Source organism: Pseudomonas sp. PH1b, assembly GCF_000633395.1.
GTDB lineage: Bacteria > Pseudomonadota > Gammaproteobacteria > Pseudomonadales > Pseudomonadaceae > Aquipseudomonas.
Map to the genome: position 1 here is coordinate 17,498 of NZ_AYMU01000007.1, position 23,248 is coordinate 40,745.

19 protein-coding genes, 7 pseudogenes, 1 riboswitch and 1 other annotated feature are annotated in these 23,248 nt (G+C 52.1%); of the genes and pseudogenes, 12 read left to right on the forward strand and 14 right to left on the reverse strand.

Going from position 1 to position 23,248, the window contains the following annotated elements:
• The first annotated feature begins 580 nt into the window (after positions 1–580).
• The 5 genes and pseudogenes from U873_RS37550 (at position 581) to U873_RS0112635 (ending at position 6,155) form a co-directional block, all read left to right on the forward strand.
• Entirely contained in the window at positions 581–907 is a 327-nt protein-coding gene (locus U873_RS37550; protein WP_371261307.1) for a LysR family transcriptional regulator, read from the forward strand.
• Positions 874–1,443, forward strand: a complete 570-nt coding sequence (locus tag U873_RS35165; RefSeq protein WP_081818651.1) for a LysR substrate-binding domain-containing protein — start codon at positions 874–876, stop codon at positions 1,441–1,443. Before U873_RS37550 ends, U873_RS35165 begins: the two co-directional genes overlap by 34 nt.
• 335 nt (positions 1,444–1,778) lie before the next feature.
• A pseudogene (locus U873_RS37555) lies at positions 1,779–3,415 on the forward strand (diguanylate cyclase domain-containing protein); the annotation flags it as partial.
• A 137-nt stretch (positions 3,416–3,552) separates the two neighbouring features.
• Positions 3,553–4,774 (forward strand): annotated as a pseudogene (locus U873_RS35180) (IS3 family transposase).
• Positions 3,831–3,947, forward strand: a sequence feature (AL1L pseudoknot). (Overlaps the previous pseudogene by 117 nt.)
• A gap of 160 nt (positions 4,775–4,934) precedes the next feature.
• Positions 4,935–6,155: an HD-GYP domain-containing protein gene (locus U873_RS0112635; RefSeq protein WP_025128605.1), complete on the forward strand. Its 1,221-nt coding sequence runs from the start codon at positions 4,935–4,937 to the stop codon at positions 6,153–6,155.
• A gap of 139 nt (positions 6,156–6,294) precedes the next feature.
• Here the strand turns inward: U873_RS0112635 and U873_RS0112640 are convergent, their stop codons facing one another.
• Positions 6,295–6,636 carry a hypothetical protein gene (locus U873_RS0112640; RefSeq protein WP_025128606.1) on the reverse strand — a complete coding sequence of 114 codons (342 nt, stop codon included), beginning with the start codon at positions 6,634–6,636 and terminating at the stop codon, positions 6,295–6,297.
• 1,063 nt (positions 6,637–7,699) lie between these two features.
• On the opposite strand from U873_RS0112640, the gene U873_RS0112645 reads away from it, so the two are divergent.
• Positions 7,700–7,918 (forward strand): hypothetical protein, encoded by a 219-nt coding sequence (locus U873_RS0112645; protein WP_025128607.1) that lies wholly within the window; start codon positions 7,700–7,702, stop codon positions 7,916–7,918.
• Positions 7,919–8,455: 537 nt separating this feature from the next.
• Here U873_RS0112645 and U873_RS37220 read toward each other — a convergent pair.
• The 11 genes and pseudogenes from U873_RS37220 to U873_RS0112700 all read right to left on the reverse strand — a co-directional run bounded on the left by U873_RS37220 (position 8,456) and on the right by U873_RS0112700 (position 17,758).
• Positions 8,456–8,794, reverse strand: coding sequence for a hypothetical protein (locus U873_RS37220; RefSeq protein ID WP_256244345.1), 339 nt, complete (start codon positions 8,792–8,794; stop codon positions 8,456–8,458).
• Positions 8,782–9,507 (reverse strand): linear amide C-N hydrolase, encoded by a 726-nt coding sequence (locus tag U873_RS37225; RefSeq protein ID WP_043274539.1) that lies wholly within the window; start codon positions 9,505–9,507, stop codon positions 8,782–8,784. Before U873_RS37225 ends, U873_RS37220 begins: the two co-directional genes overlap by 13 nt.
• A gap of 557 nt (positions 9,508–10,064) precedes the next feature.
• Positions 10,065–10,421, reverse strand: coding sequence for a glycosyltransferase family 2 protein (locus U873_RS37230; RefSeq protein WP_256244333.1), 357 nt, complete (start codon positions 10,419–10,421; stop codon positions 10,065–10,067).
• A gap of 368 nt (positions 10,422–10,789) precedes the next feature.
• Positions 10,790–11,182 carry a DUF1641 domain-containing protein gene (locus U873_RS0112665; protein WP_025128608.1) on the reverse strand — a complete coding sequence of 131 codons (393 nt, stop codon included), beginning with the start codon at positions 11,180–11,182 and terminating at the stop codon, positions 10,790–10,792.
• A gap of 25 nt (positions 11,183–11,207) precedes the next feature.
• A complete protein-coding gene (locus tag U873_RS0112670; protein ID WP_025128609.1) occupies positions 11,208–12,398 on the reverse strand; it encodes an NAD(P)/FAD-dependent oxidoreductase in 1,191 nt (396 codons plus the stop codon).
• Between the two features lie 226 nt (positions 12,399–12,624).
• Positions 12,625–14,160: pseudogene (locus U873_RS34350) on the reverse strand (IS66 family transposase).
• 63 nt (positions 14,161–14,223) lie between these two features.
• Positions 14,224–14,574, reverse strand: a complete 351-nt coding sequence (tnpB, locus tag U873_RS37235) for an IS66 family insertion sequence element accessory protein TnpB (RefSeq protein ID WP_371261308.1) — start codon at positions 14,572–14,574, stop codon at positions 14,224–14,226.
• A 7-nt stretch (positions 14,575–14,581) separates the two neighbouring features.
• Positions 14,582–15,949, reverse strand: a complete 1,368-nt coding sequence (locus tag U873_RS0112685; RefSeq protein ID WP_029978373.1) for a 4Fe-4S binding protein — start codon at positions 15,947–15,949, stop codon at positions 14,582–14,584.
• 53 nt (positions 15,950–16,002) lie between these two features.
• On the reverse strand, positions 16,003–16,845 hold the full coding sequence (locus U873_RS0112690) for an FTR1 family protein (RefSeq protein WP_025128612.1): 843 nt from the start codon (positions 16,843–16,845) through the stop codon (positions 16,003–16,005).
• Positions 16,846–16,874: 29 nt separating this feature from the next.
• Positions 16,875–17,225 carry a cupredoxin domain-containing protein gene (locus U873_RS0112695; RefSeq protein WP_025128613.1) on the reverse strand — a complete coding sequence of 117 codons (351 nt, stop codon included), beginning with the start codon at positions 17,223–17,225 and terminating at the stop codon, positions 16,875–16,877.
• Positions 17,225–17,758: an iron transporter gene (locus U873_RS0112700; RefSeq protein WP_218188929.1), complete on the reverse strand. Its 534-nt coding sequence runs from the start codon at positions 17,756–17,758 to the stop codon at positions 17,225–17,227. The genes U873_RS0112695 and U873_RS0112700 overlap by 1 nt, the downstream gene beginning before the upstream one ends.
• 213 nt (positions 17,759–17,971) lie before the next feature.
• Here U873_RS0112700 and U873_RS0112705 point away from each other — a divergent pair.
• A pseudogene (locus U873_RS0112705) lies at positions 17,972–18,346 on the forward strand (DDE-type integrase/transposase/recombinase); the annotation flags it as partial.
• Positions 18,347–18,523: 177 nt separating this feature from the next.
• Positions 18,524–19,087 carry a DUF1440 domain-containing protein gene (locus U873_RS35190; RefSeq protein ID WP_081818655.1) on the forward strand — a complete coding sequence of 188 codons (564 nt, stop codon included), beginning with the start codon at positions 18,524–18,526 and terminating at the stop codon, positions 19,085–19,087.
• Between the two features lie 311 nt (positions 19,088–19,398).
• Here the strand turns inward: U873_RS35190 and U873_RS34355 are convergent.
• Positions 19,399–20,423, reverse strand: a pseudogene (locus U873_RS34355) (IS110 family transposase).
• Positions 20,424–20,773: 350 nt separating this feature from the next.
• Positions 20,774–20,835, forward strand: a riboswitch (Fluoride riboswitch).
• Positions 20,836–20,977: 142 nt separating this feature from the next.
• On the opposite strand from U873_RS34355, the gene crcB reads away from it, so the two are divergent.
• The 3 genes from crcB to ppa are packed head-to-tail and all read left to right on the forward strand — an operon-like array spanning position 20,978 to position 22,273.
• Positions 20,978–21,361: a fluoride efflux transporter CrcB gene (gene crcB / locus U873_RS35195; protein ID WP_081818656.1), complete on the forward strand. Its 384-nt coding sequence runs from the start codon at positions 20,978–20,980 to the stop codon at positions 21,359–21,361.
• A 10-nt stretch (positions 21,362–21,371) separates the two neighbouring features.
• Positions 21,372–21,725, forward strand: a complete 354-nt coding sequence (locus tag U873_RS0112720; RefSeq protein WP_025128620.1) for a DUF190 domain-containing protein — start codon at positions 21,372–21,374, stop codon at positions 21,723–21,725.
• A gap of 2 nt (positions 21,726–21,727) precedes the next feature.
• The gene (gene ppa, locus U873_RS0112725) at positions 21,728–22,273 is read left to right on the forward strand and encodes an inorganic diphosphatase (protein WP_025128621.1); all 546 of its coding nucleotides are present in this window, start codon (positions 21,728–21,730) and stop codon (positions 22,271–22,273) included.
• Between the two features lie 13 nt (positions 22,274–22,286).
• Here the strand turns inward: ppa and U873_RS35200 are convergent.
• Positions 22,287–22,442, reverse strand: a pseudogene (locus U873_RS35200) (transposase domain-containing protein); the annotation flags it as partial.
• A 332-nt stretch (positions 22,443–22,774) separates the two neighbouring features.
• Between U873_RS35200 and U873_RS0112730 the strand changes: the two are divergent.
• Positions 22,775–23,248, forward strand: a pseudogene (locus U873_RS0112730) (DUF808 family protein); the annotation flags it as partial.

The window sequence follows — 23,248 nt, forward strand, 5'->3', positions numbered from 1 at the left end:
GATTTGAGCTTTTTTTCTGTTAACTCTAGGTCGCAAGTCAGTCTAATTATTTCGGTGTCTTTATTTGCTCTCTGTGAGCGCCAAAACTTCATGTTTTATCCTGGTTTGTGTGTTTTTGGTTTGGGAGGAGGTTAGCTTTTGGTTATCGTTTGTAGCCGTTTTTAGTAGAGGGGCTTTTAATTGGGTAAGGTTTTTATTCTTCTGCTGGTGTTGAGGGTGAGTTTTAATTCGGAATTATGATATCTGATTTTTTGGATTTAAATTCTAGTTATCAATAGATTCTTGCAATTTAAGGAGCATTAAAAAAACCTATATAGAGTATGTTGATCCTCTGGGCGTAGGGCTGTCAAGGTCAAAGAGAGATAGCTAGATTGACGATGATTTTTTAGCGCTGCCAAATCACAGGCGCCAATAAATAGTCGGTCGTGGGCGTCCATTTATGGATGGTGGTAATCCATAAAGTTGAGTTCCAGGCTGATCTATATCTGCGATATCATATTGCCATAGTAGTATGGTTTTCTGATCAGTTTAGAAGTAAGCTCTCGTATAAAGTTAAGAGTGATTATCGATGCTTGATGATATGGGGTTGTTCGTTGAAATAGTGCGTAGTGGGAGTCTAGCCAAAGCAGGGAAAAAGCTATCGATTCCAGCTAATACTTTGAGTAGACGGTTGGTCGGTTTGGAGAGAAAGCTTGGGATCGTTTTGATTATTAGATCGACGAAAACGTTGAAATGTACCGTCGATGGTCAGAGGCTTTTCGATAGCTGCAGTTCGCATATAGATGTAATTAATGACAAGATAAATTCTTTGCAGGCATCATGTGGGAATGTTGCTGGAAAGGTAAAAATTCAGGTGCCATCGGGGTTTTTTAATTGTTGCGCGAGAGAATTTTTGGGGGGTTATTAGTTAATTATAAAGGTCTTGAAGTCGAAGTGGTTGTTTCAGATGTAGAATCCGAACTTATAGAGGAGGGAATCGATTTGATGTTTTTTTGGGGGCGGCCGAGAACGGGAAGTTACGTTGTAAGAAAGGTCTGCTCTTCTATGCTTGGTTTGTTTGCAAGTGCTTCATATCTTGAGCGAAATGGAGTGCCGAAGGTTATTGATGACTTAAAAGAGTATTGTTGCTTCTGGGGGGGGGGGCAGGCCGAATTAAAACTCCGAGATGGATCTGGTGTGAAGGCTATTTCGCTACGTAATAGGTTAAAGAGTAAGTCTGTTCCAGCGCTAATTAATATTGCAGATCACGGCATGGGTATTTTGCTTGCTAATACACTATACATGGCAAATAGCTCCAGTCTCATGCGTGTATTACCAGATTTTCATGCGGAGGGAGAGGGATTATATGTGGTTTATTCTAATCCTCACGCCCTCTCTGCTTCTGCTAGGGTTGTATTGGATTATGCGCTTATGATAAGTATGAGGTTGCTAGAGAGTGGCTAGTTAATGAGGTGTTGATGTGGTGCAATGATTGTGCGTCTGTTGTGCTGTTACTAGAAGAAAAACATTATGGTGCAGCTTGGTTAGTCATGAGCGGTAGTTGTATTACGGAGTGTGCGGTTGCTTTGGTTTTTACGTGTCGATAGTTAGTTTTGCCTGGGGCTGTTTTTTGCTTTGAGGTTTGTTTGGTATCTGATGTAATTTTTGAGAGGTATGGTTTTGGTTTCTGGAGGCTAATGATGAATGAGGAGTTGGAGGGGGCTTTGGTAACTAGCGCGCAAGGGTTAATGTTGACTGCGCTGATTAATGAAAAATTTGGTAGCGTGTCTGGTGCGGTCATGATTATAAATCATGATGGGATAGTGCATGCTGTTAACCCTGCCGCTGAGCAAGTATTTGGTAGGACGGCTATTCAGTTAATAGGTTCTAATTTTTGTTCGCTATTGGTAGATGTGCAGCCTGCCAATGATGAAGGGTTTAAGCTGGTTTCGTCATCTGGAGATGTGTCTTTCCCTTCGAGATTTCTTGAGTTGCCCACTGCCATGAAGTCTGGTGAGATTGTTTCCCTTGGTTGTAGTTTGGGGAGATTAAGTGTTAATGGTGGAGAAGTAAATGTTGGTATATTTCATGCGGGGGACCGTAGGAAGGTTTTAGATCAGGTGACTTATCTGGCAACTCATGACAGTCTTACTGGCTTCCTGAATCGTAATTATCTTAAAGAAAACCTCAGTAGGCATATGCTTGATTGTGATTATAAGAGTTTTCAGTTTGCTTTGTTTTATATAGATCTTGATAATTTTAAGTATATAAATGACAGGTATGGGCATCAAGTGGGTGATGGGTTGCTGAGGGGGTCTCTAATCGTCTGAGGAAGTATTTGGGGACTTCTGATTTGGTGTTTCGATTAGGTGGAGATGAGTTTCTTATAGCATCAATAGCTCGTAGGGATCGAAATGCTCCGAGGCGATTTGCGCAAGGAATACTCAATTTATTGAAAAGTCCCCTTGAATTAAATCAAATTGATTTTGTAGTTCGTGCGAGCATTGGAATAAGCTTATGTCTTGAACCTGGCCTTGATGTCGAGCAACTGGTAAATGATGCAGATCTTGCAATGTATCAGGCTAAAGCTAATGGTGGTAATTGCATCAGGGTTTATAGGTTGTCAATGCGAGAGCAGCTAGATTTTGTTACTAAAACTGTTCATCGTCTTCGGAAGTCGATTGAATTGAAACAGCTTGAGTTACATTATCAGCTTCAATTTGAACTATGCCCACCTTATCGCCCCTCTGGATTAGAGGCTTTGCTAAGGTGGCGTGATCATGAAAATAATTACATCGCTCCGGAAATTTTTATTCCCCTGGCTGAAGAGCACGGATTGATGCCTGAAATAAATAAATGGGTGCTTAGTAGGGCGTGCGAGGATAATAAGGTATTGATTTCTGAAGGTTTGCTTGATGTTGCTGTGGCAGTCAATATCTGCGGTCGTTTTTTTGCACAGGATGATTTTGTTGCGCTGGTATCCACTACACTCTCAAGAGTTGCTCTTCCTGTAAGCCGTCTGGAAGTCGAGGTTACGGAAACTATTGCAATTCATGATGTTTCTCGGGCTGTCGATACTATTATCGCTCTGCATGATATAGGAGTGGAAGTCGCTATAGATGATTTTGGAGCAGGCTATTTTTCTTTGAAGTTGCTGAAAAGTTTGCCTGTGGATCGATTAAAAATTGATAAATTATTTATTAGCGATTTTCCTAATAATGCATTTGATAAGGCAGTGGTTCAGGCTGTCCTTAATATTGCAAAAAGCGTAGGTGTTCAGGTTGTAGCTGAAGGTGTTGAAACGCTTGAGCAGGCTAATGCTTTGCGTGAGCAAGGATGTCAGTTTGGCCAGGGCTATTGGTATTCTAAACCATTGTCAATTGACGATTTGAAGGAGGCGCTAAAAAATAATCATATATTTGGACAGCGCTGTTTGTAGTGGTTTATGTGGTTCTATATAGTTGTTGTATGTTTTTGGTATGAATACTGAAGGGGTGGCCATATCGAATGATTATCCTCTAGATGAATCACCCCGGGTTTCGTGGAGGCCTCAACTCTTGAGAAGATGAGGCCATGAGAAAGACTACGACCTATTCCCCTGAAGTCCGTGAACGTGCCGTGCGCATGGTTCAGGAGCACCTGAACGACTATCCGTCCGAGTGGGCGGCCATTGAGGCCATAGCGCCGAAGATTGGCTGTGCTGCGCAAACCCTGCACGGCTGGATTCGTCGCCAGCAGACCGATGCCGGTCAGCGTCCTGGGCCGACCACCGATGAGCGCGATCGTCTCAAGGCCCTGGAGCGAGAGAATCGCGAGTTGCGCAAAGCTAACGAGATTCTGCGTCTAGCCAGTGCATATTTTGCCCAGGCGGAGCTCGACCGCCGCACCAAGTCCTAAGGGCATTTGTCGATCTGCATCGTGACCGTCTTGGGGTCGAGTCGATCTGCCGTGTCTTACAGATCGCCCCGTCCGGTTACCGTCGGCATGCGGCACAGCAGCGCAACCCGGCACTGCGATGCTGCCGTGCTCGGCGCGATCACGCATTGATCCTGGAAATCCAGCGCGTATGGGACACCAACATGCAGTGCTATGGCGCGATGAAAGTCTGGAAGCAGCTTCGGCGAGAAGTCATCGAGGCAGCCAGGTGCACGGGTGAGCGATTGATACGCCAGGCTGGGTTAAAGGGCATAAGGCGCGGTCAGGTTGTGTGCACAACAGTGGCCGGGGACAAGGCGCTGTGCTCGCTGGATCGCGTGCAGCGCCAGTTCCATGCCGACCGCCCAAATCAGCTGTGGGTGGCGGACTCCACGTACGTATCGACCTGGCAGGGCTGGTTGTATGTGGCGTTTGTGATTGACGTGTTTGCGCGGCGGATCGTCGGTTGGCGAGTCAGCACCAGCATGAAGACCGACTTCGTACTGGACGCCTTGGAGCAGGCACTGTATGCCCGTCAGCCGCATCGCATGGGTGGTCTGATTCATCGCAGCGACGGGGTAGCCAGTACGTATCAATCCGCTACACCGAGCGGCTGGCAGAGGCCGGTATCGAGCCCTCGGTGGGTAGCAAGGGCGACAGCTATGACAACGCCTTGGCTGAAACCATCAACGGGCTGTACAAAGCCGAGCTGATTTACCGACAGTCATGGAAGAGCCGCGAGGCTGTTGAAATGGCGACTTTGAAATGGGTGCACTGGTACAACCACCAGCGCCTGCTGAGCTCAATCGGGTATATCCCACCTGCGGAGGCTGAGGCAAACTTCTACCAGCAACAAACAGATCAGGCCGTTGCGGCCTGACTTAAATGAAATGGCCTCCACAAAACCCAGGGCGATTCACCTTGACTATCGACTAGGAGTGGCACAAACAATGGGCTGAGATGGTGCAATGCAGATATCCGACTGGGAGTCGCTTTTAATCGCAGGACGTGAGTTGTGACTTTGATACAGGCTGTTTGCCATGTTGAAACTTATAAAAACGACTGACCTTTGCGTTGGCATGTATATAAAGGAGCTTTGCGGTTCCTGGTTGAATCATCCTTTTTTGAGAGGGCGGTTCCTACTCAGTAATGAGCAGGATCTGAAGCAGATCCTGAACTCTTCGGTTTCTCAGGTCTGGATAGATATCAGCAAAGGGCTCGATGTACCTCCTGACGCGGTAAGCCTGTCGCCCGAGGAGGCGGGAAAGCAGGCGGATGTGCGTCTGGAAGGCATCACCGAGAAAACCACAGTCATCCGTTCAAGCATGGAGGATGAACTGGTTGCGGCGTTGCGCATCTGCGAACGGTCGAAGTCGGCCGTGGTGGAGATGTTCAGCCATGTCCGGATGGGCGCAGTTATCAAGCTCGACGGGGTCGATATCCTGGTCGACGAAATTGCCAGGTCTATTCACCGGCATCCAAATGCCCTGATTAGCCTGGCCCGGCTGAAGACGGCGGACGAATACACCTACCTTCACTCCGTGGCAGTGTCCGCGCTGATGATCGCCCTCGCGCGCCAGCTTGGACTTTCCGAGGATTTGGTGCATGAGGCAGGTATTGCTGGCCTGCTGCATGACATCGGCAAAGCTGTGGTACCGGATGCTATTCTCAACAAGCCTAGCCGGCTCGACGACGCCGAGTTCGAGTTGATCCGCCGGCATCCGCAGGCCGGCGTCGAAATTCTTATGTCCAGTCATCACGTCAGTGCATTGGCCCTGGATGTCTGCTTGCACCACCATGAGAAGGACGACGGCTCAGGTTATCCCTTCGGGCTGTTGGGCGAACAGATTAGCCTTTTTGCACGCATGGGGGCGGTCTGTGATGTCTACGATGCGATCACCTCGGACCGCCCCTATAAGAAGGGATGGGGACCTTCCGAATCGATTCACAAGATGGCCGAGTGGCAGGGGCACTTTGATGAGAGCATCTTCAAGGCCTTTGTCCGCACTGTGGGTATCTACCCCGTCGGCTCCCTGGTGCGCCTTGAAAGCGGTGCCCTGGGGGTGGTAATCGAGCAGCATGAGCGCTCGCTGCTGATGCCCAAGGTCAAGGTGTTCTTCATGGCCAAGGGGCGTACACCCATCCTACCCAAAGTCATTGATCTCGCCAAATCGACCTGTACGGACCGCATCGTCGGACGCGAGTCTCCTGAGGCTTGGGGCTTTCGCAATGTCGAGGAATTTTGGAAATGCTTTCTCTAGAGGCTAACAATAGACTCACACCGAAGCATCAACTGCCACTCGTTGTTCATACGGAGTTCTTTATTAGTCGGCCTTTATTAGGAAAAAGCTATTTATCCATACATCGGACGTAAAACGTCGGCTTCGCAAGAGGCGACACTCAGTCCACTTGCTGACTTGCTTCTTTGGATAGACTTTTGGGCTCGATGTTCAGCAGGGGGGAAAATAGGTCTGTGATTATGGTTGCTAGTTTAATTGCTACATGCTCTTCGAGGTTTTTAGCCGTTCCGATCGAGCAGCCTTTGCGATAGATATTCTTGGTTGGTATCTCTAGGGCAGCTAAAGCACCGTCAATGAAACCGTCTATAAAGCTGTCGAGACGCTCACATTGAATGCGTAGAGCAAGTATGTATGGCGCATTCTGGTAGTCCCAGCGCACTTCAAAGAACGTCCCCTTCTTGATGATCAGTATTTCCTCAGTTTGCTCTATATGAGTCTGCATTTTCATGCTCCATAACGATGCTTTTTCTCTCTGCATATCTTAAAAACGCAAGTGTTTTTAGAGGTGCCCAGACTCAAAAGGTAACTATACACACAGCTCATGTAATCTGTGTATTGGCTATTGTGTGGTCATTCAAGGTCTTTTGTCTTACCTCTTAATGTTGCAGGTTGTGAAAATCACTTCCAGGGCTCGCCGATCAAATTACTTATGGCTCGCCGCCTTCGGTGGCTTAGCTGTCCAGCATTTGGATCCAGCCGACAGCAGTTCTTCTACCCTCGGTGAAGTGATCATACGTTGTCGTTAGCGGATAGGGCGACCTTGATCTTTGCCGGTAACACGGAGTTGCCGATGTATCGGGGGGCAGAGATCAGCAGGGCTTGCGGCCTCTGCGCATCGGTGAACCAATCGCGCCGGAACAATTCACGCCGTTTGTTCTCTGTTGCTACGTCGTCTAAGGCTTGGTCCCGGGCGCTGATATCTTACTGAAGCGCAGTTACTTGCTGCTAAAGTTGGGGTTCTGTGGGGGTGGGGATACCTTGCCGGGCCATGCCTTGGTGGTAGAGTGAGGTAATCACCGCGGCATGTTTGAAGGATAAATAGTGGCAAGCGCGCTGGAATGCCCGCGACGCCGGTGATAAGCAAGCTTGGGGTCTGGCGGAAACCGAAGAACGATAAAAGAAGCAGGCCTACCAACAATTTATCAACAAGGCGGTGCAGGATGAACAACGCAGGAATGATGAAGCTGTTGCTGATGGTTCCGCTGCTTATTATGATCGCGGCGTGCGGAACCAGGCAGACCGAACCGCAAGCCGGACCACAAGTCAGGTCGGCGGCAATTCCTGTACTGCCGCTGCAAGCTCGGCAGCTTCCCGCGCCGTCTTGGTGCTTGCCGACGTGTTCAAACGCACTGATCAACGCGGTGTCCGGGGGGGACGTGCGAGCAGGCCTATGATGGTCTGAGAACGTCAGTTGGACGCTGAGCTCATGCTTATTTGATGGCTTCTTATCTCGTCGAGAATTGCTATACCTAAAGCGGTGATCGGTAGTTGATGAGGTCGAGGTCATGAAAAATACAGCATTGATTGAATGGCAGTATCTGCTAGCTGTGCTTGATAGCGCCGATGAATGTATCGACGACAGATACTGTCACCTAATCTCCACTGCTAATGAAATGTTACGACTGGGGCTAGTTGACCGCAAGGAGTGGCATAGCCAGATTCAAAAGGCGGGAGATTGGATGGTGGCTGCTATTGAGCGAGAGCAAGCGCTGAGTGGAAAATAAAAAAGCCCGCCGAAGCGGGCTGATGCCGGATTAGGGAGTGGTAATGGTCCGACTCAGTGAGTGTAGCCCAGGCCACTGCTTAAGCAATAATTGAAGAAGTGAGAAGCCTTGTGCAGTACTGGGCTTCTCTTTTCACTAGTGCCATTCTATCGCCGCCCCCTCTACTTCAGTGCCAGACTTGACCCTGTTCAGAGATCGGACGCATAGGCTATTGCCTCCTATTTCTGCTGTTTTGTTTAGGGCAAGGTTCAGAGCTTCGTTAGTAGACCTACCTTAAACCTTAAATATCTCAATTAAATCATATGGTCTGTCCCGGGACCGGTGGATATATAGTTAAGAGTTACACACTCCGTTCGTATTCCACCTTTTCAAAGCCCAGGTCATTCAAGAGTGCGTCCAGCCCGTCGTTTCCATCGCCAGCGTGGCCATTAGCCATAGTCTCAACGCCAGCCTCGTCCTCCAGTGGATTCGGTCGTAATCGTAGAAGAGCGCGGCGAACTTAGCCACTCTCGGAATGCCAGGAATCTTTGGTGAGTCTCATTCGACGGCCATAAAGTTGAACGGCTTTTCAGTAACGAATTGGCTCGAGGCCTCCCCGGTAAGGATACGGTTCATGTCCACCCCAAGGTCGAGTTTGCGGACATGCGCACCTTCAGAAAAGTCAAGTTTTTTCAAGTTCACCCAGAAAACGTTGGGTGAAGTTGCCGATTCGCCATAGAAGAGCATGCTTTTCTGATCAGCCACCACGCGCCAACGGGTTGTGGAAAGGTTCGGTGCTTCAGGAATGCTTACGCCATAGGGTACCGAAGCGTTGCGGATCACACTGAAAACAGCGGCGGCGATTCGCGGGTCGTCGCTTTGGGTTACCGCGTTGATGTAAAAGCCCGCGCGTACGAAGCAGTCTTCGGAGCGGCCACTGCCAGGTAGGAAGTTGAGTGGGTCGACCGCGCTCCAGTATGTCTGGTTGACGAGTTGGCTGCCATAGGGGGGGCGTTCGTCACCACTTGAAACTTGCGGTCATGATGAATGCTCAGCTTTTCGCCGATCCACTCCAGTACAGCACTGTCGCCAGAGGCGTCGGAGAGCGTCAAATGCAACGGTGCGAGGCTGCCGGGTCGGCCAGGTACTTCACCGCTTGCCACCTGCACGGGATGGCTGCGCGTATAATCAACCGCCTCTGATACCGTCGCGAATTGATCAAGATAGAGCTGTGCCCACACCGAGAGCGACATGCGAGGCGTCTTCCCGTCGTCCTTGGGAAACTCTGTGGCGTTGAGCCAAAGCAGGCTGGAGTTTAGGCCGGCCTCGTTCATGGCGTCCACCGTCGAAATGTCATAGCCAGACACGGCCAAGCTGCCGAACTTCGATGTCCATTCAATTGAGCGCGAGCCGGAGGCTCCACTGCGCTTCATCCCGCGAGGGAAGACCCAGAAGTTGCTAACCATGGCGTCCTTGAAGTCCATATTGCGGCCGGTAATATTCATGCCGTCAGGGCCATGATAAACAGCCCTTGCACAGGCTTGGACTTCGGCGCTCACCAGGACTGCGGTTGCAGTTAAGGTGGCGAGCGTGAGTGCGAATTTATACATAGTGAATACCAATCCTTGTGACGGCTGGGCGAAGCCTTCACTGATCAAAAACGATAGGTCATTCCGAGCGCTGGGCCGCTGAAGCGCGTGTCGTATACGTGGCCGTTGTAATCGTAATTAACGTCGAGCAATTTATAGCCTACGGAGGTAGAAAGGCTATCTCTGAAAGCATAATTAAAGGTTACCAGAGTCGACCATGTGAAGTCGGATACTGCGCCAAACCCACCGATGTCGGCCTGCGCTTGAACGGAGAGCTTTTGCGTAATGGGAAGGAATGCACGCAGGCCGACCAGCGGGTCGACCCAGCTGAAGTTTTCGTGGTAACTGGCAGACTTGCAGGCCGCCAAGGCTCCCAGTAACTATCACCCTGTTAGATATGTGCCAAACGCGGGCGCCGACCAACGCATCGAGGCTGAACCCTGGTGCATCTATGACCCTATAGCCGTACATGGACGTCCTCTGTTTGCTAAGCTTTCATTTAGAAGCGGTTTGAAGGTAAAGATTGGTAAGCGTCTGCCGAACCAGTCTTGAACAACTGGATTGGAATTCCGATGTACCTATTTCGAATTTCCATTGAGGTCGCTGGGTAGGCTCATGAGCATCCGTCCCACCTGCGCCAGCCAGTGATAGCCCACCACTAACCCGAATCGTACCCAGACAACTTTATAGATGCTCCAGGAGAGGACTCGGGGATAGTCCTCGCGAAAAAACTTTCCATAGAAGCGGATCATATCCCTATGCTTGTGCCATTCGACGAACACCGGGCGGGGGCGGCTGCAGGCTCCCCAGGCGTGAAAGATCCTGGCCAGGGGCAGAACTTCCTGGCAAAAGCGCATGTACAGGTCCTCGCAGTGCAGGAAATAGCCTTCGTCCCAGCCGCCGACGCTGTCCAGGGCTTCGCGCTTGACCAGCATGCAGGCGCCGGAAATGGCTTCTACCTGCGTCGGACGGCTGGGTAGGGGGTCGCGGTGCAGAAGAAAGTCGGAAAACAGTCGCGGCGAGAGCCAGGCCAGGCCCGACAGGTTGAGGGCGCTTACTATCGCCCGCCTTGGGGTGGGAAGACCCGACGTCCACCGGGCTGTTCGCCGCCGTCGAAATTGCACAGCAGGCCACTTGCCATGCCTAGATCGAGGGTTTTGCGCAGGGGGTCGTGGTCCACCAGTTCCACCAACGGTCGTTCTCTCAGGCGGGAAAAATTCAGATAGGCTTGGGGGCCCAATGGGTATCGGCAATCCTTACCGTTGACGGCTGAGGATTGACGATCATGAGTGAGTCCTTTAGCTCATAGTTGTCTTCCGATGACATTCAGCGTTCTGAGTATCAGTGCCGCTCCACGGCGGGTGTCCGCTTCGCGGAGCATTGACAGCAGCCCATAAAGGCTGGGGGGCGTCACCTGCTCTCTGGTTTCGGCCACGGCCACACGTAACGCATTGCCAAGACTCCAGGAAGTAGCAGTGGCGTCCTCAAACAATCCCGCAAGCTTTTCCACCAAGGCAGGATCTAGCAGGTCGACAAGGTCGGAGACCAAAGCTAGAACATCAACGATATTTTCCATGCGTCCGCCATCCAAAAGCGGTTGCAGCTTGCTTAGCAGCGCTTCGAATACTGCATTGTGTTCAGGCGAGAGAGCGTTGATGTCGGTACTGATTACCGGCGACTTATTGGGTGCATCCATGGCTTTCACTCCTCCCTGTACAGGGTCAAAGCATTCCTCGAGCCACAGCCCAATACAGGCCGCGGTTGAACCCATTACGCAGCAAGCCACCTAGTTTGCTCGGCGGGGTAGGCAGAACATCGTGCGTGTAGTCATACCACAGTGGCATACCGGCATTCAGCCCCATCTGTGCCACTGCTTGGACGCGCCCGTCATACACCGTATTGGTGACTCCTAGGCGGATTTCGGCAGTGATGTTATTGGCGATGACAGGTGCCTGATTGTGGCAGGCTCCTCCTGCCTTACTGATAGGTAGATCCACCGTATCACCAATTACATATACGCTCTCGAGCCCATAGACCTGTAACGTTTCATGATTGGTCGGCAACCAGCCTTCGTAATTCTCGGCTTGTGATGCACCACTTTCGATAACCACATCCACGGCACGAATGGGCGGAGTTGCCATCAGAATGTCGAAGGGTTGTTCGTCACCTTCTTCGGAGTAGGCAATGCGCCGATCTGGATCGACCTTATTCAATGTAAAACCGCGCAGAAAGCTGATGTTTTTCTGCTCAAAGATGCTTGGAAGAATCTCACCAGTCGGCCGCTGCAAGAACAAGCAATTACGTAGGAGTTGGGCAGTGGTTGGGTATGTGTAAATGATTTCAACCTTATCCCGTACACCACGCCGCCGCAGGAAATCGTCTAGCATCAAGGTCGTTTCCACCGGAGCGATACCGCATTGGTGCGGAACATTTGGCGTCTCAGGGAAGGATACCGTGATAAAGATACGGCCCTTTTCTATGGTGCTCAGGCGTTGGGCCAATTGCCGTGCAGCTTGGTATTGATAGTAGTGGTCGCCGGCCTCTTTAAGTCCTTCTATGCGCTCAGGAGCTGGAACGCAACCTGTGGCGATGACGAGAAAATCATAGCCATGGCGTTTGCCGCTGCGGGTCTGCACTTGCTGTCCGGAGAAATCGAAACGAGTAACTTCGTCGACCTGAAAATCAATCTCCGGGCGTAACAAAGAGCGCTCCGGGCGCTTCAACTCTTCTTGGAAGAACTGACTGAAGGCAACGTACATGAACGCGGGTTTATAAAAGTGATCAGGCGAGTTCGACAGTAGGGTAATGTGTACCCCACCACGCTGGATCTCTGGATAGAGTTTTTTGACCAGTTGATTGGCGAGCATTGTGCCGCCAACGCCTCCTCCGACAATAATAATCCGCTTGCCCACTTTTCACCTGCCTTGGTCTAAGTTAGATCCACTGAGTGGAACCTAGCCCAAATTAGGAAATAGCTCAGAATCATACGCGATAAAAACAGCCTCATTAATTGCCAGTAAGGTTGCTTTTCTTTTATGTCCTCACCGTCGTTCCCTAGCCCTGAAAAAGGCTCTGATTAGAGGTAATAGCGCTTGCGTTGTTTTTTGGTAGGCGTCCGGCGAACTCACCTTGCGTAAGTCAGGCCGGCATCCACTGATGCGGTAGCAATTGCCCGATCTCACTGGCCCGTTGCGTCGGCAGCCGCGTCAGCACATCTTTGAGGTAGGCATACGGATCATGCCCATTCATGCGCGCCGACTGGATCAGGCTCATGATCGCCGCTGCCCGTTTGCCACTGCGAAGCGATCCGGCAAACAACCAGTTCGAGCGTCCGAGTGCCCATGGCCGGATCTGGTTCTCCACCTGATTGTTGTCTATGGTCACAGCCCCATCGTCCAGGTAGCGCGTCAGCGCTACCCAGCGTTTCAGGCTTTAATCAAGGGCTTTGGCTGTGGCTAATCCGTTGGGCACCAGGTCGCGCTGGGCCAACATCCAGTCATGTAGCGTTGTGCTGATAGGTACCGCCATTTCCTGGCGTATTCGCCAACGGTCTTCATTGCTCATGTCCCGAGTCTGGCGTTCAACCTCGTACAAGCCGCCAATCGAGTGCAGTGCCTGTTCGGCCAGCTGACTTTTGTTTGCGACATGCAGATCGAAAAACTTGCGACGGGCGTGGGCCATACAGCCGATTTCAGTGATGCCTTGCTCAAAACCGGCTTTGTAGCCAGCGAAGTCATCGCAGACCAACTTGCCACTCCAGTCGCCCAAAAAGTTACGCGCATGTTCTCCGGCACGGCTTGGGCTGAAGTCGTAAACCACCGCTTTGAGCGCCGAAAACGGCGTAGTGCTGTAGGCCCAGACGTAGGCCCGGTGGGTTTTCTTCTCGCCTGGCGCAAGCATTTGCACCGGTGTTTCATCGGCGTGAATCACGCCCTGGTTCAGCACGGCTTCACGCAGTGCATCGACCAGCGGTTGGAGTCGAACGCCGGTTTGCCCGACCCACTGGGCCAAGGTCGAGCGAGCGATGGCCAGCCCGGCGCGGCCAAAGATTTTCTCCTGCCGGTACAGCGGCAGGTGATCGGTAAACTTGGCCACCATCACGTGGGCCAGCAGGCCTGCGGTCGGGATTCCTTTGTCGATAACCTGCGCCGGCACCGGCGCCTGGATCAGTGTCTCGCACTGACGGCAGGCCCATTTGCCACGCACATGTTGCTCGACGGTAAACACGCCCGGCGTGTAATCCAGCTTCTCACTGACGTCTTCGCCGATGCGTTGAAGTTGGCAGCCACAGGCACACTGAGTGTTCTCTGGCTCGTGGGGAATCACCATGCGTGGAAACTGCGGCGGCAATGGCGCTCGTTTAGGGAATTGTCGGAGTTCGGCCTGTGGCGCAGCAGGGAGAAGCTGTTTCAGCTCGGCCTCGATAGCTTCAAGGTCTGTATCGAGCAAGTCATCCAGCAAGCTGCCTTGCGCCGGGCTGATTTGCTCGCTGCGCTTGGCGAACTTGTGGCGTTTGAGAAGAGCGATTTCGTACGTGAGCTGCTCGATGATGGTTTCATCGTTCTGGATCTTCCTGCTCATCACCTCGACCTGGGACTGCAACTGCAACGCCTGTGCCGCCAAGGCACGAAGCTGTTCCGGGGTCATCTGGTCGAGGTTGGGCAAAGAAGTCATGCCGTCGATTGTGCCAGAGCAGGCACGGGACGACGACAAGTAGACCGGCCAAATGGCCGGCGGTTACAGCATGCTGATCACACCGCCTGCGCCAACGCGCTGCCAGGGCAGGCCCAGTACCAAGGCCTGGAGTTGTTCGCTGTCGAGTTCGACCTCGCAGCCATGGTGAATATCGGGCCAGTGGAACTTGCCCTGGTTCAGTCGCCGCGCAGCAAGCCAAACTCCCACGCCGTCGTGTACCAGCACTTTCATTCGGTTAGCCCGGCGATTGGCAAACGGATAAGCGCAGTGCGGCTTCGCCGCACCGAACACCGTGATCACCCGGGCCAATGCCGTCTCGGTGCCGGCGCGCATGTCCATCGGTTCGGTGGCCAGCCAGATTGGACTGCCCCCATTCCAATAGACATTTTCCAGTTTGGCCTTACCAAACTACAAAAAACAAAATCCACGCAGTGCAAAACGGTACCAATCCTACTGACACGATCAGCCAAGCAATCAATCGCAGACCTAGCCCTGCATTGCGGCGCTGTCCAATGACACGCCAAGCCAGGCGAAGGGTCCACGAGATTGCCAGTGTCAATAAAGCAAAACGCAGCGGCGTAGCCCAATGCGCCTGCACCCCTTCGTGCTTGAGCAACGTCAACGTCGTTGCCGATAGTCCTAGAAATACTCCGACGCTGGCAGAAGGAATCAATGACTGCGCCAACTTGTGTAGACCGGGACCGCCCAATAGGGGGCGAACGGCCAGTGCGGGGAGGATTCGATCAGCCAGCCACAGGGCGAAATAAAGTGGGCCGCCAATCACGATTGTGGTGCTTGCAACGAACAACAATAAACATGCGCCATCGAGCCATGAAAAACTGTCATTGACCTCAGGATAGTGCGTGAGGATGAACCAAGGTGCGTTATCCAACAAAGGCCAAGTGATATCCACGTCGATCAACCAGGTGGCCAAGGCCTGCTTCATAGCTACGAACCATGGGCTGGCGGTCCATAGAAACGCCCCCATCGCGATACCCATCATGCCAAACACTATAAGCACTGTTTGCCACTTGTCTCCATCGCTAGTATGCACCACTTCCTCTTCCATAGAGCGGGGCTGCAAGGAAACAGCACCACGATAGCCGCTGCAGCGCCCACACATGTGGCAATCTCCAGCAGTCTTCATATGCCGTAGGGGCACTAGCGGTGCGCAGTTAATGGTTTGCGTGCGTATTATTGGATTGCGCCAAGCTTCGCCATTCACCCGGTAATGCCATGGCGCCAGCTTGGCCAGCAGATTGAAAACACCGTTGACCGGGCACAAATACTTGCACCAAACGCGTTTGCTGCGACCGTAACGCCACCCCACCAACATGGCAGCGAGGGTCGATCCTCCCAGTACAGCCAGCACCGCTAATGGATACTGATAAACGCTGACCATCTGGCCATATACGGTGGTCAATGCAAAAGCCACGAATGGCCAGCCGCCCCAGCGCATCCAGCGTGGTATTGCACGGCCCTGACCGCGCTCGCTAGCCCACTCGCTCAGCATTCCTTCCGGGCAAAACACACCACACCAGGCCCGCCCCATCACGGGCATGGATACCAACACAAACGGCCACCAGATTCCCCAAAAAGCAAACTGCGCCGCTATCGTGAGGTTGTTGAACACTGAGGCGCTATTGTCGGGCAACGGCAACGTCGCTGGTACGATCAGTAAAAAGCCGTAGAGCGCCACTACCACCCACTGAAGCTTACGCAACAGCGAGGCGTGATCTCGCAACCAATCCGCAACGGCCGAACTCACACCAGCGAGCCGCGTCGGTGTCGCAGCGGGCTCTGGCTCTTGTAAAATACTTTTCAAGGGGTAACTACTCGCATACGTTCAGCGCGCGTGTTCATCCAGCGCAACACCACTAGAACTGTCACCCAATAGACCAGTAAGGCGACGACGGTAATCAACGCAGGGTACGCTCGATAACCCGCAAAATCCGCCAGAACCTTACCAATCCCGCTGCTGTCACTGAGCAAACCGCTGCTATCCCATACGGGATCAATCAACGGCGGCACCACACCCAACGAGATCAGATGATCCAAGCCGCCGACTAACAGGGCACCTGCCAGTAGCAGCAGTAGAAACTCAGTGAGCATGAAGAAGCGCTGCCAGGTGATCAATTTACCGCCCAGTTGTAACAGCCAGAACGTCACCAACGCCGCGAGAAACCCTCCTACACCAGCCAGTGCAAGCAGCAGCATGCTCCCCGACTCTGCACCGGCCGACACGGTGCCGTACAAAAAAACGACAGTTTCGCTTCCTTCGCGTGCGACAGCGATCATCACTAAAACGAGTAAGCCCCACCAACTGTCAGTACGTAACGATTGCTGTGCGCCACTTTCCAGCTCGCCCTTGAGAGCCCGACCGTGGGTTTTCATCCACAGCACCATCTGCACAACCAATGCACAAGCCACCAGCGCCATGCCAGCCTGAAACCATTCCTGGCCATCGTCTGACAACCACGAGGAAACGCCTAGGAGCACAAAGGCCAACGCAATAGCCAGTGCCAACCCTGCTGCCACTCCACCCCACAAGTAGCGAAAACCGCGCCGCCCTTCGGGTGATTCGCGTAACCACGTGTAGAGAATACCGACAATCAACAGAGCTTCGACGCTTTCACGCCAGACAATAAATGATACCTGTTCCATGACAGTGTCAGACCGCGTGGGCCCCCTCTCTACTCAGGTTTAACCACCAGCGTACCTTTGACTTGCTGATGAAAATCATCAAAGAACGGGTATTCACCAGGTCGCGAAATAGTGATAGCTACGAATGATTTAACGCCAGGCCCTAACACTTTTTCTTTACGCAAAGGGATACTTTCAAACTCAACCGGTTCGCTGCTCTCATTGCTTAACTCAAGCTTGAATCGACCCGCAGGAACCTCTAAGCGCTGCGGTTCGAAATAGCCATCGGCCTTGAAGGTCAATTGAAAGGTCGGCAGCTCATCCGCCATGGCAAGGGAAAAGCTTCCGCCCATGCTGAGCAGCATTATTGCCGTGAGCAAAAGCGCGCGTTGAGCGAGCATCAATAGCCGCCTTTCTTACCAATGCCTGCGTAGACAAAGTCGTAATTGAGCTCAAAAGTCTCGAAGAATGGGCCTACACCAGTCTCCTTATCAATGTGTCGGCCAAAATGGTTCATGGCATTGGCAGTTGGCGGGGCGATTGTGTACTTGACCTCGTATTTACCCGGACCCTCAAGCTTTACATTGTCCCCATAATGGGGGCCGTCGTTGGCAACCATCGGCATCAATGTACCTTTGATCACGTTCTGGCTGCCTTGCTTATGCAATTCATAAGTGACCACCAGATAGGGCATCCATTCGCCCTCGGGAAAGCCAGTTGGGTTATTTGCTAGGGCATGAATATCCGCTTCGAGGTGAACGTCAGAATCCTTGGCAGGCCGCATTACGCCAGGCGGATCCATTTCGATTGGCTGCAGGTACACCGCGCCGATCTCCATTCCGCCTTGCTTCACAGGCTTACCGATCGGATACTCAGCCGCTAAAGCAGTGCCGGACAGTAATAAGCCGACGGCCAGCGCAAAACCTTCTTTCATCATCGTATGTATCCTTTGCTTTCTATATGGGCTTGCAACCAATAAAGCCGAATTCAAAGTGAACCTAACTGGTATTGCAATGATATTACATGGGAGAAGCATTCTCATATATCGGCAACATGAAAAGAATTTTAAGATTCACTCATGGTCAACGTGCTGGTTTCTGCTCGGTTCTGTTACGCACTGTGCCTGTCCGCAAAATTAGATCGCTCGATGTACCTGTGCATCGTGCTAGAACTATTCGACAAGCGAGTGGTGGGCTGGTCGATGCACCACCAACAGGATCGGCAGATGTTCATTAGGGCGGTGAAGATGGCCATCTGGCAGCGTCAGCAAAGCTATTCGGTGATCCCGCACTCTGATAGAGGCAACCAATTTCGAAGTGGCGACAATGCGGCTTGCGAGGGATTCTTTGGTGTTCTCAAGCGCGAGTGGATCTATCGAGTGCACTTTCAAGCGCTTGATGCAGCCAGACGTGATGTGTTCGAATACATTGACCGGATCCATAATCCGAGAATGTGGCGCAGGACTGCCCGGCAGGATTTGAGGTTTACCGCCCTTTTCAAACCGTCTGTGGAAAGGGGGTAGAACCGTCTTTCACTTAAAAAACGGCAACGCCCGCCGCAGTCTCAAGGCAGGAGCGTAGTGACCGAGTGAGCGAGGAGGTATCATTTCACCATCACCCTTCCGTGGCGGTAACATACAAGGATATTATGCTAGATATATAGATTGCTTTTAACGTATTACAGGAAAAGGGTGTTAAGAATGCCGGGCAATAAAACAAATCGTCAGGTTATTTTGCTAGCCACTCTTTTAGGTGGTTTTATGAGCTCTTTAGTTAAATGGGGGGCTGAAGTGAATATGCCTCCTAGGATTCCTGGTGAGGTGTCGCCACCAGCCGCTCATATTGATGCATGGCTTGGATGGCTGGGGATAAACTCACATTCGCTAGATTATGTCTATCAAGGTGTAATAGTTTCAGGTGCGGTAACTATTTATCATTGGATTTTTAGTTTCGTTTTTGCTTTCGTTTATGTTTTTTCCTCTGCATATGTTCCTTGCATTAGATTATGGTTTGGTGCGGCGTTTGGTGTATTGGTTACAGTAATCATGCACGGTTTTCTCATACCTTTGCTTGGGTTTAGAAATCCGGTGTATGACTCTGGAAAAGTTGGCTGGTTGTGGAGTTTGAATGGCTATGAGTTATGGAGCGAGTTGCTAGGTCATATCTATTGGAGCGTGTCGATAGAAATTTGCCTTATTGCTGTTTTGGCGTTCTTCTCAAAGCCTGTTTCAGGACCTTGGTCCAAAATTAAATCCGGAAAATAAAAATCCTAATGCCCCCGTGGTGGGTACATAGAAATCACCGGACATACATGGACGTCCCCTGTTTGCTAAGCTTTCATTTAGAAACGGTTTGAAGGTAAAGATTGCACCCGTACATCCGGACTTTCACTACGAGACGTGCTCGGTGTCCCTGATGGGTTCTGCTGGTCAGCGCTTCAATCGCTTACACGCACTCTAAGTGCCTCGTCCGGCGAGGGTTGTGCCAACCACGGTCTTACCTGTCTTGCCGTCACTAAGTGATTGCCTGTGCAATCGGTGGTGTGATCTACCTCGATGAAGTTCTCACGACTCGTCTATGTCTTCACCAACGAATGCTGGTAATCCGGTTTATACTCGCTGTTGTTGGTTAGTAAGGCCCAAACGATCCTGGCCGTCTTGTTGGCCAAGGCCACGGCAGCCACATTGATATTGCGCCGTTTGATGAGCTTGACCAGCCAGCTATCAGGATCGTTTTTCTGGCCTGCCCGATAGATCACTGAGTGAGAGCCATGAATCATCAAGGTATCGCAGATACGCGTCTCCGCGCTTGCTCATGCCTAACAATGTTGGCCTTCCACCGCTGGAATGCTGACGAGGTACGAGACCTAACCAGGCAGCCAATTGCCGCCCGTTTTTAAAATTCCTCGCATCGCCGATAGAGGCGACTAACGCACTGGCAGTCAGCGGGCCAATGCCCGGTATCCTTTCTAATTGGCGGCTAATCTCGTCGGCCCGATTCCACGCTTTGATCTGCGCTTCAAGCTCTTTATCCAGTACCTTAAAGTGCTCGATCAGTTGCTCGATAAGCTGACGGAACGAGAGTGGCAGCTCATTAGCCGCGCCTTCGATTACGCACGGGAGTCTCATAGTAATGTGGGCGATTACTTGCGGCACAATTAGACCAAACTCAGCAAGCAGCCCTTGGATCTGATTGTCTTAGGCTGCGCGCGCCTTGACGAACCCCTGACGAGCACGATGCAAGGCCAATACAGACTGCTGCTCAACATTTTTAATCGGCACAAAGCGCATCGTTGGACGAGTTACAGCCTCGCAGATGGCCGCAGCATCTGCTGCATCATTTTTGTTGCTCTTGACATAGGGCTTGACGAACTGTGGGGCCATGAGTAGCACGGTATGCCCAGTGTTCAAGCTTGCGGGCCCAGTAGTGGGCACTGCTATACGCCTCTATGCCAATCAGGCAGTGCGGTAAGTTGGCAAAAAACACTGCCACCTGATCGCGCTTCAGTTGCTTGCGCAATAGGGGGTAGCCTCGCTCGTTCATGCCATAGATCTGCAATACGTTTTTGGCCAGATCGATACCAACGGTTTTGATTTCCATGGCTGATTACTCCTTTGCACAAGTGGATGGCGACACCGCTCACTCTGGCACAGCGATACGATTATGGGCGGAGGCGTCCATCCCATTGCTTACATAACTCGCGAATTTTTTCGTCACTTACAACCTGTTTTTTCCACTCGGAAATCTGCTCACTGCTTCTGATAGAGCCAGATACGGGTTGCTGCGTTGCTTTAAAGGAGTTGCCTCTCCATCGGGTACCTGACGAATTGATGGATTCTTGACCGTTGTAGCTCCATTGTGCGGTCACTCGGCTTTTTTGCTATTTGTCCATATAGGATGCACTGATTTTGGTGCGTGAAGGTTGAAGTTATCGATACCGTTGCTATAGGATCTTTTCAGGAGATGGCATTCCTCCTTGAAACCGCCTCGTGCTGATGATGCCTACGTAAACCCTGGACAGGGTGCGTAGGTGCGCCTCCCTGCCCCCTAATTTAGGACAGGATCTTGACTCCAAATCTCATATCAGCGCTCTATCGCAATCTGCGATTATCAGCACCTCCTCGGCTCTACCGGCCCAGAGGAGAATTGCAGCCATGCTGAAATCACTATTAGTTATCGCCATCGGTGCATCACTTGGTGCTTGGTTGCGCTGGCTACTGGGCATGAAGCTCAACGCACTCTTCCCGACAATTCCCCCTGGCACGGTGTTGGCGAACATGGTCGGGGGGTACATCATCGGTCTAGCCATCGCGTTCTTGGCCGCATCTCCCTCGTTAAGCCCCGAATGGCGCCTGCTAATCATCACGGGTTTTTGTGGGGGACTTACCACCTTTTCCACATTTTCAGCCGAAACAGTTGCCCTAATCCAAGAAGGGAGATTGCTGTGGGCGCTTGGCTCAATTTCATTGCACGTCGTAGGTTCGTTAGCAATGACCGCTGCCGGACTACTGTCCTACCAAATGATTGGTACTCGCTGAGGAGATTAAAATGAACGGTTATATGGTCGTTTTCTTCACCCAACAAAACCGTCGTTATCAAGGAAAGATGCTTGGCGAATGGATAGTGGACGTAGCTAAGGAAATGGGGCTGCGCGGTGCCACGCTATGTACTGGAATCGAAGGTTTTGGACACACTGGAAAACTACACTCATCGCACTTTTTTGAGCTGGCTGATCAACCCACGGAGATTCGCTTGGCAATCACGGAGGATGAGGCAGAGCGGTTATTCAAGCGACTGGACTGTGAGGAAATATCGGTGTTTTTCACCAAGACGCCAATCGAGATGGGCACACTTGGAAAAACGCCTTCCTGCGCAGCCCCTTCCAAAGCTTCGGAGCTATGAACATGAGCTATACGGACATTCCAGCTGGTAACGCGATCCCCGATGACTTTTTCACCGTTATCGAGATTCCTGCAAACCACTCTCCGATCAAATACGAAGTGGACAAGCCAAGTGGGCAGCTCTTCGTCGACCGCTTCCTCAGCACACCAATGTTCTATCCAGCCAACTACGGGTTTATTCCTAATACGCTAAGCGATGATGGCGATCCACTGGACGTACTGATGGTCTGCCCCTATCTGGTCTCTCCTGGCGTTGTCATTCGCAGTCGTCCGGTTGGCGTGATGTACATGACAGACGAAGCAGGCGCCGATGCCAAAGTAATCGCTGTTCCTCATGACAAACTCAGCTCGATGTACAGCGATATCAAGGAGTGCGAAGACCTTCCCGCCCTTCTGCTTGCGCAGATCCAGCATTTCTTTGAAAACTACAAGGCGTTGGAACCGGGTAAGTGGGTGAAGATGGGGCGCTGGGGTAGCGCAGATGAGGCTAGAGAAGAAATCCGCAGGTCAGTAGCCGCCTACGTTCCAAAAAGCCTGGTTTCTCACTAGAAAATCTGGACTGTTAGATGTGACCCCACTTATCTGGGAGTAGCTCAGTAATCTCACTCGCCCGCTGTGTCGGCAGCCGGGTGAGGGCGTCCTTCAGGTACGCATATGGATCATGCCCATTGAGCCGTGCAGTCTGAATCAAACTCATGATTGCAGCCGCACGGTAACCGTCCGGCCAACACACCTTCCTGACGCCGTCGCATGAGGCGATGGTGTCCACCTAAATTTGATCTGGCCCCGAAATGTAGGACATCAACATCGAGGGGTTGGACTGCGTCCGGAAAGGTAGACATCCTCGGCCTATGCTGCGGTAACGACCGTTGAATCATAGCGGGTAACCAAGCACTGAGGTGCGTGATGGCGATCATGGTTTGAATGACAGCCCCTGTGGATGATCGAAAAAACGCTGCATTGTGCATGCTCTTGCCCGTGCACAGCAGCTAAACACTGGTCTAGTAATAGCTTTTTCGGTGTACTGTGCAATAAATGAGTGGCATAAACGTGCTTTCCGCCGAAATCATCGCCATCACCCTGGGCATCGTGGCCGGGGCTTCGCTGACCCAGCAGGTGGTGGTGCTCTCGGGGATTGCAATTGTCATGACCGCCGGCGTCTACGGCCTGGTGGCCGGCATCGTCAAGCTCGATGACCTGGGCCTGTGGCTGGCGCACAAGCCCGGGGCTCTGGCCAAGCGCCTGGGCGGGGCTATCCTGCGGGCGGCGCCGCTGATGATGAAGAGTCTGTCGGTGATCGGCACCGCGGCGATGTTCATGGTCGGTGGCGGCATCCTGACCCACGGCGTCCCTGCCGTGCACCATTTGATCGAAGGGCTGGCCGAGCGCAGCGCCGGTGCGATTGGCGCGGCAGCGGTGATCATGCCGACCTTGCTCAGCGCGGTGGCCGGGGTCATCGCCGGGGCGCTGGTACTGGCGGCGGTGACGCTGGCAGGCAAGGCCTGGCGCGCGCTACGCGGCTGA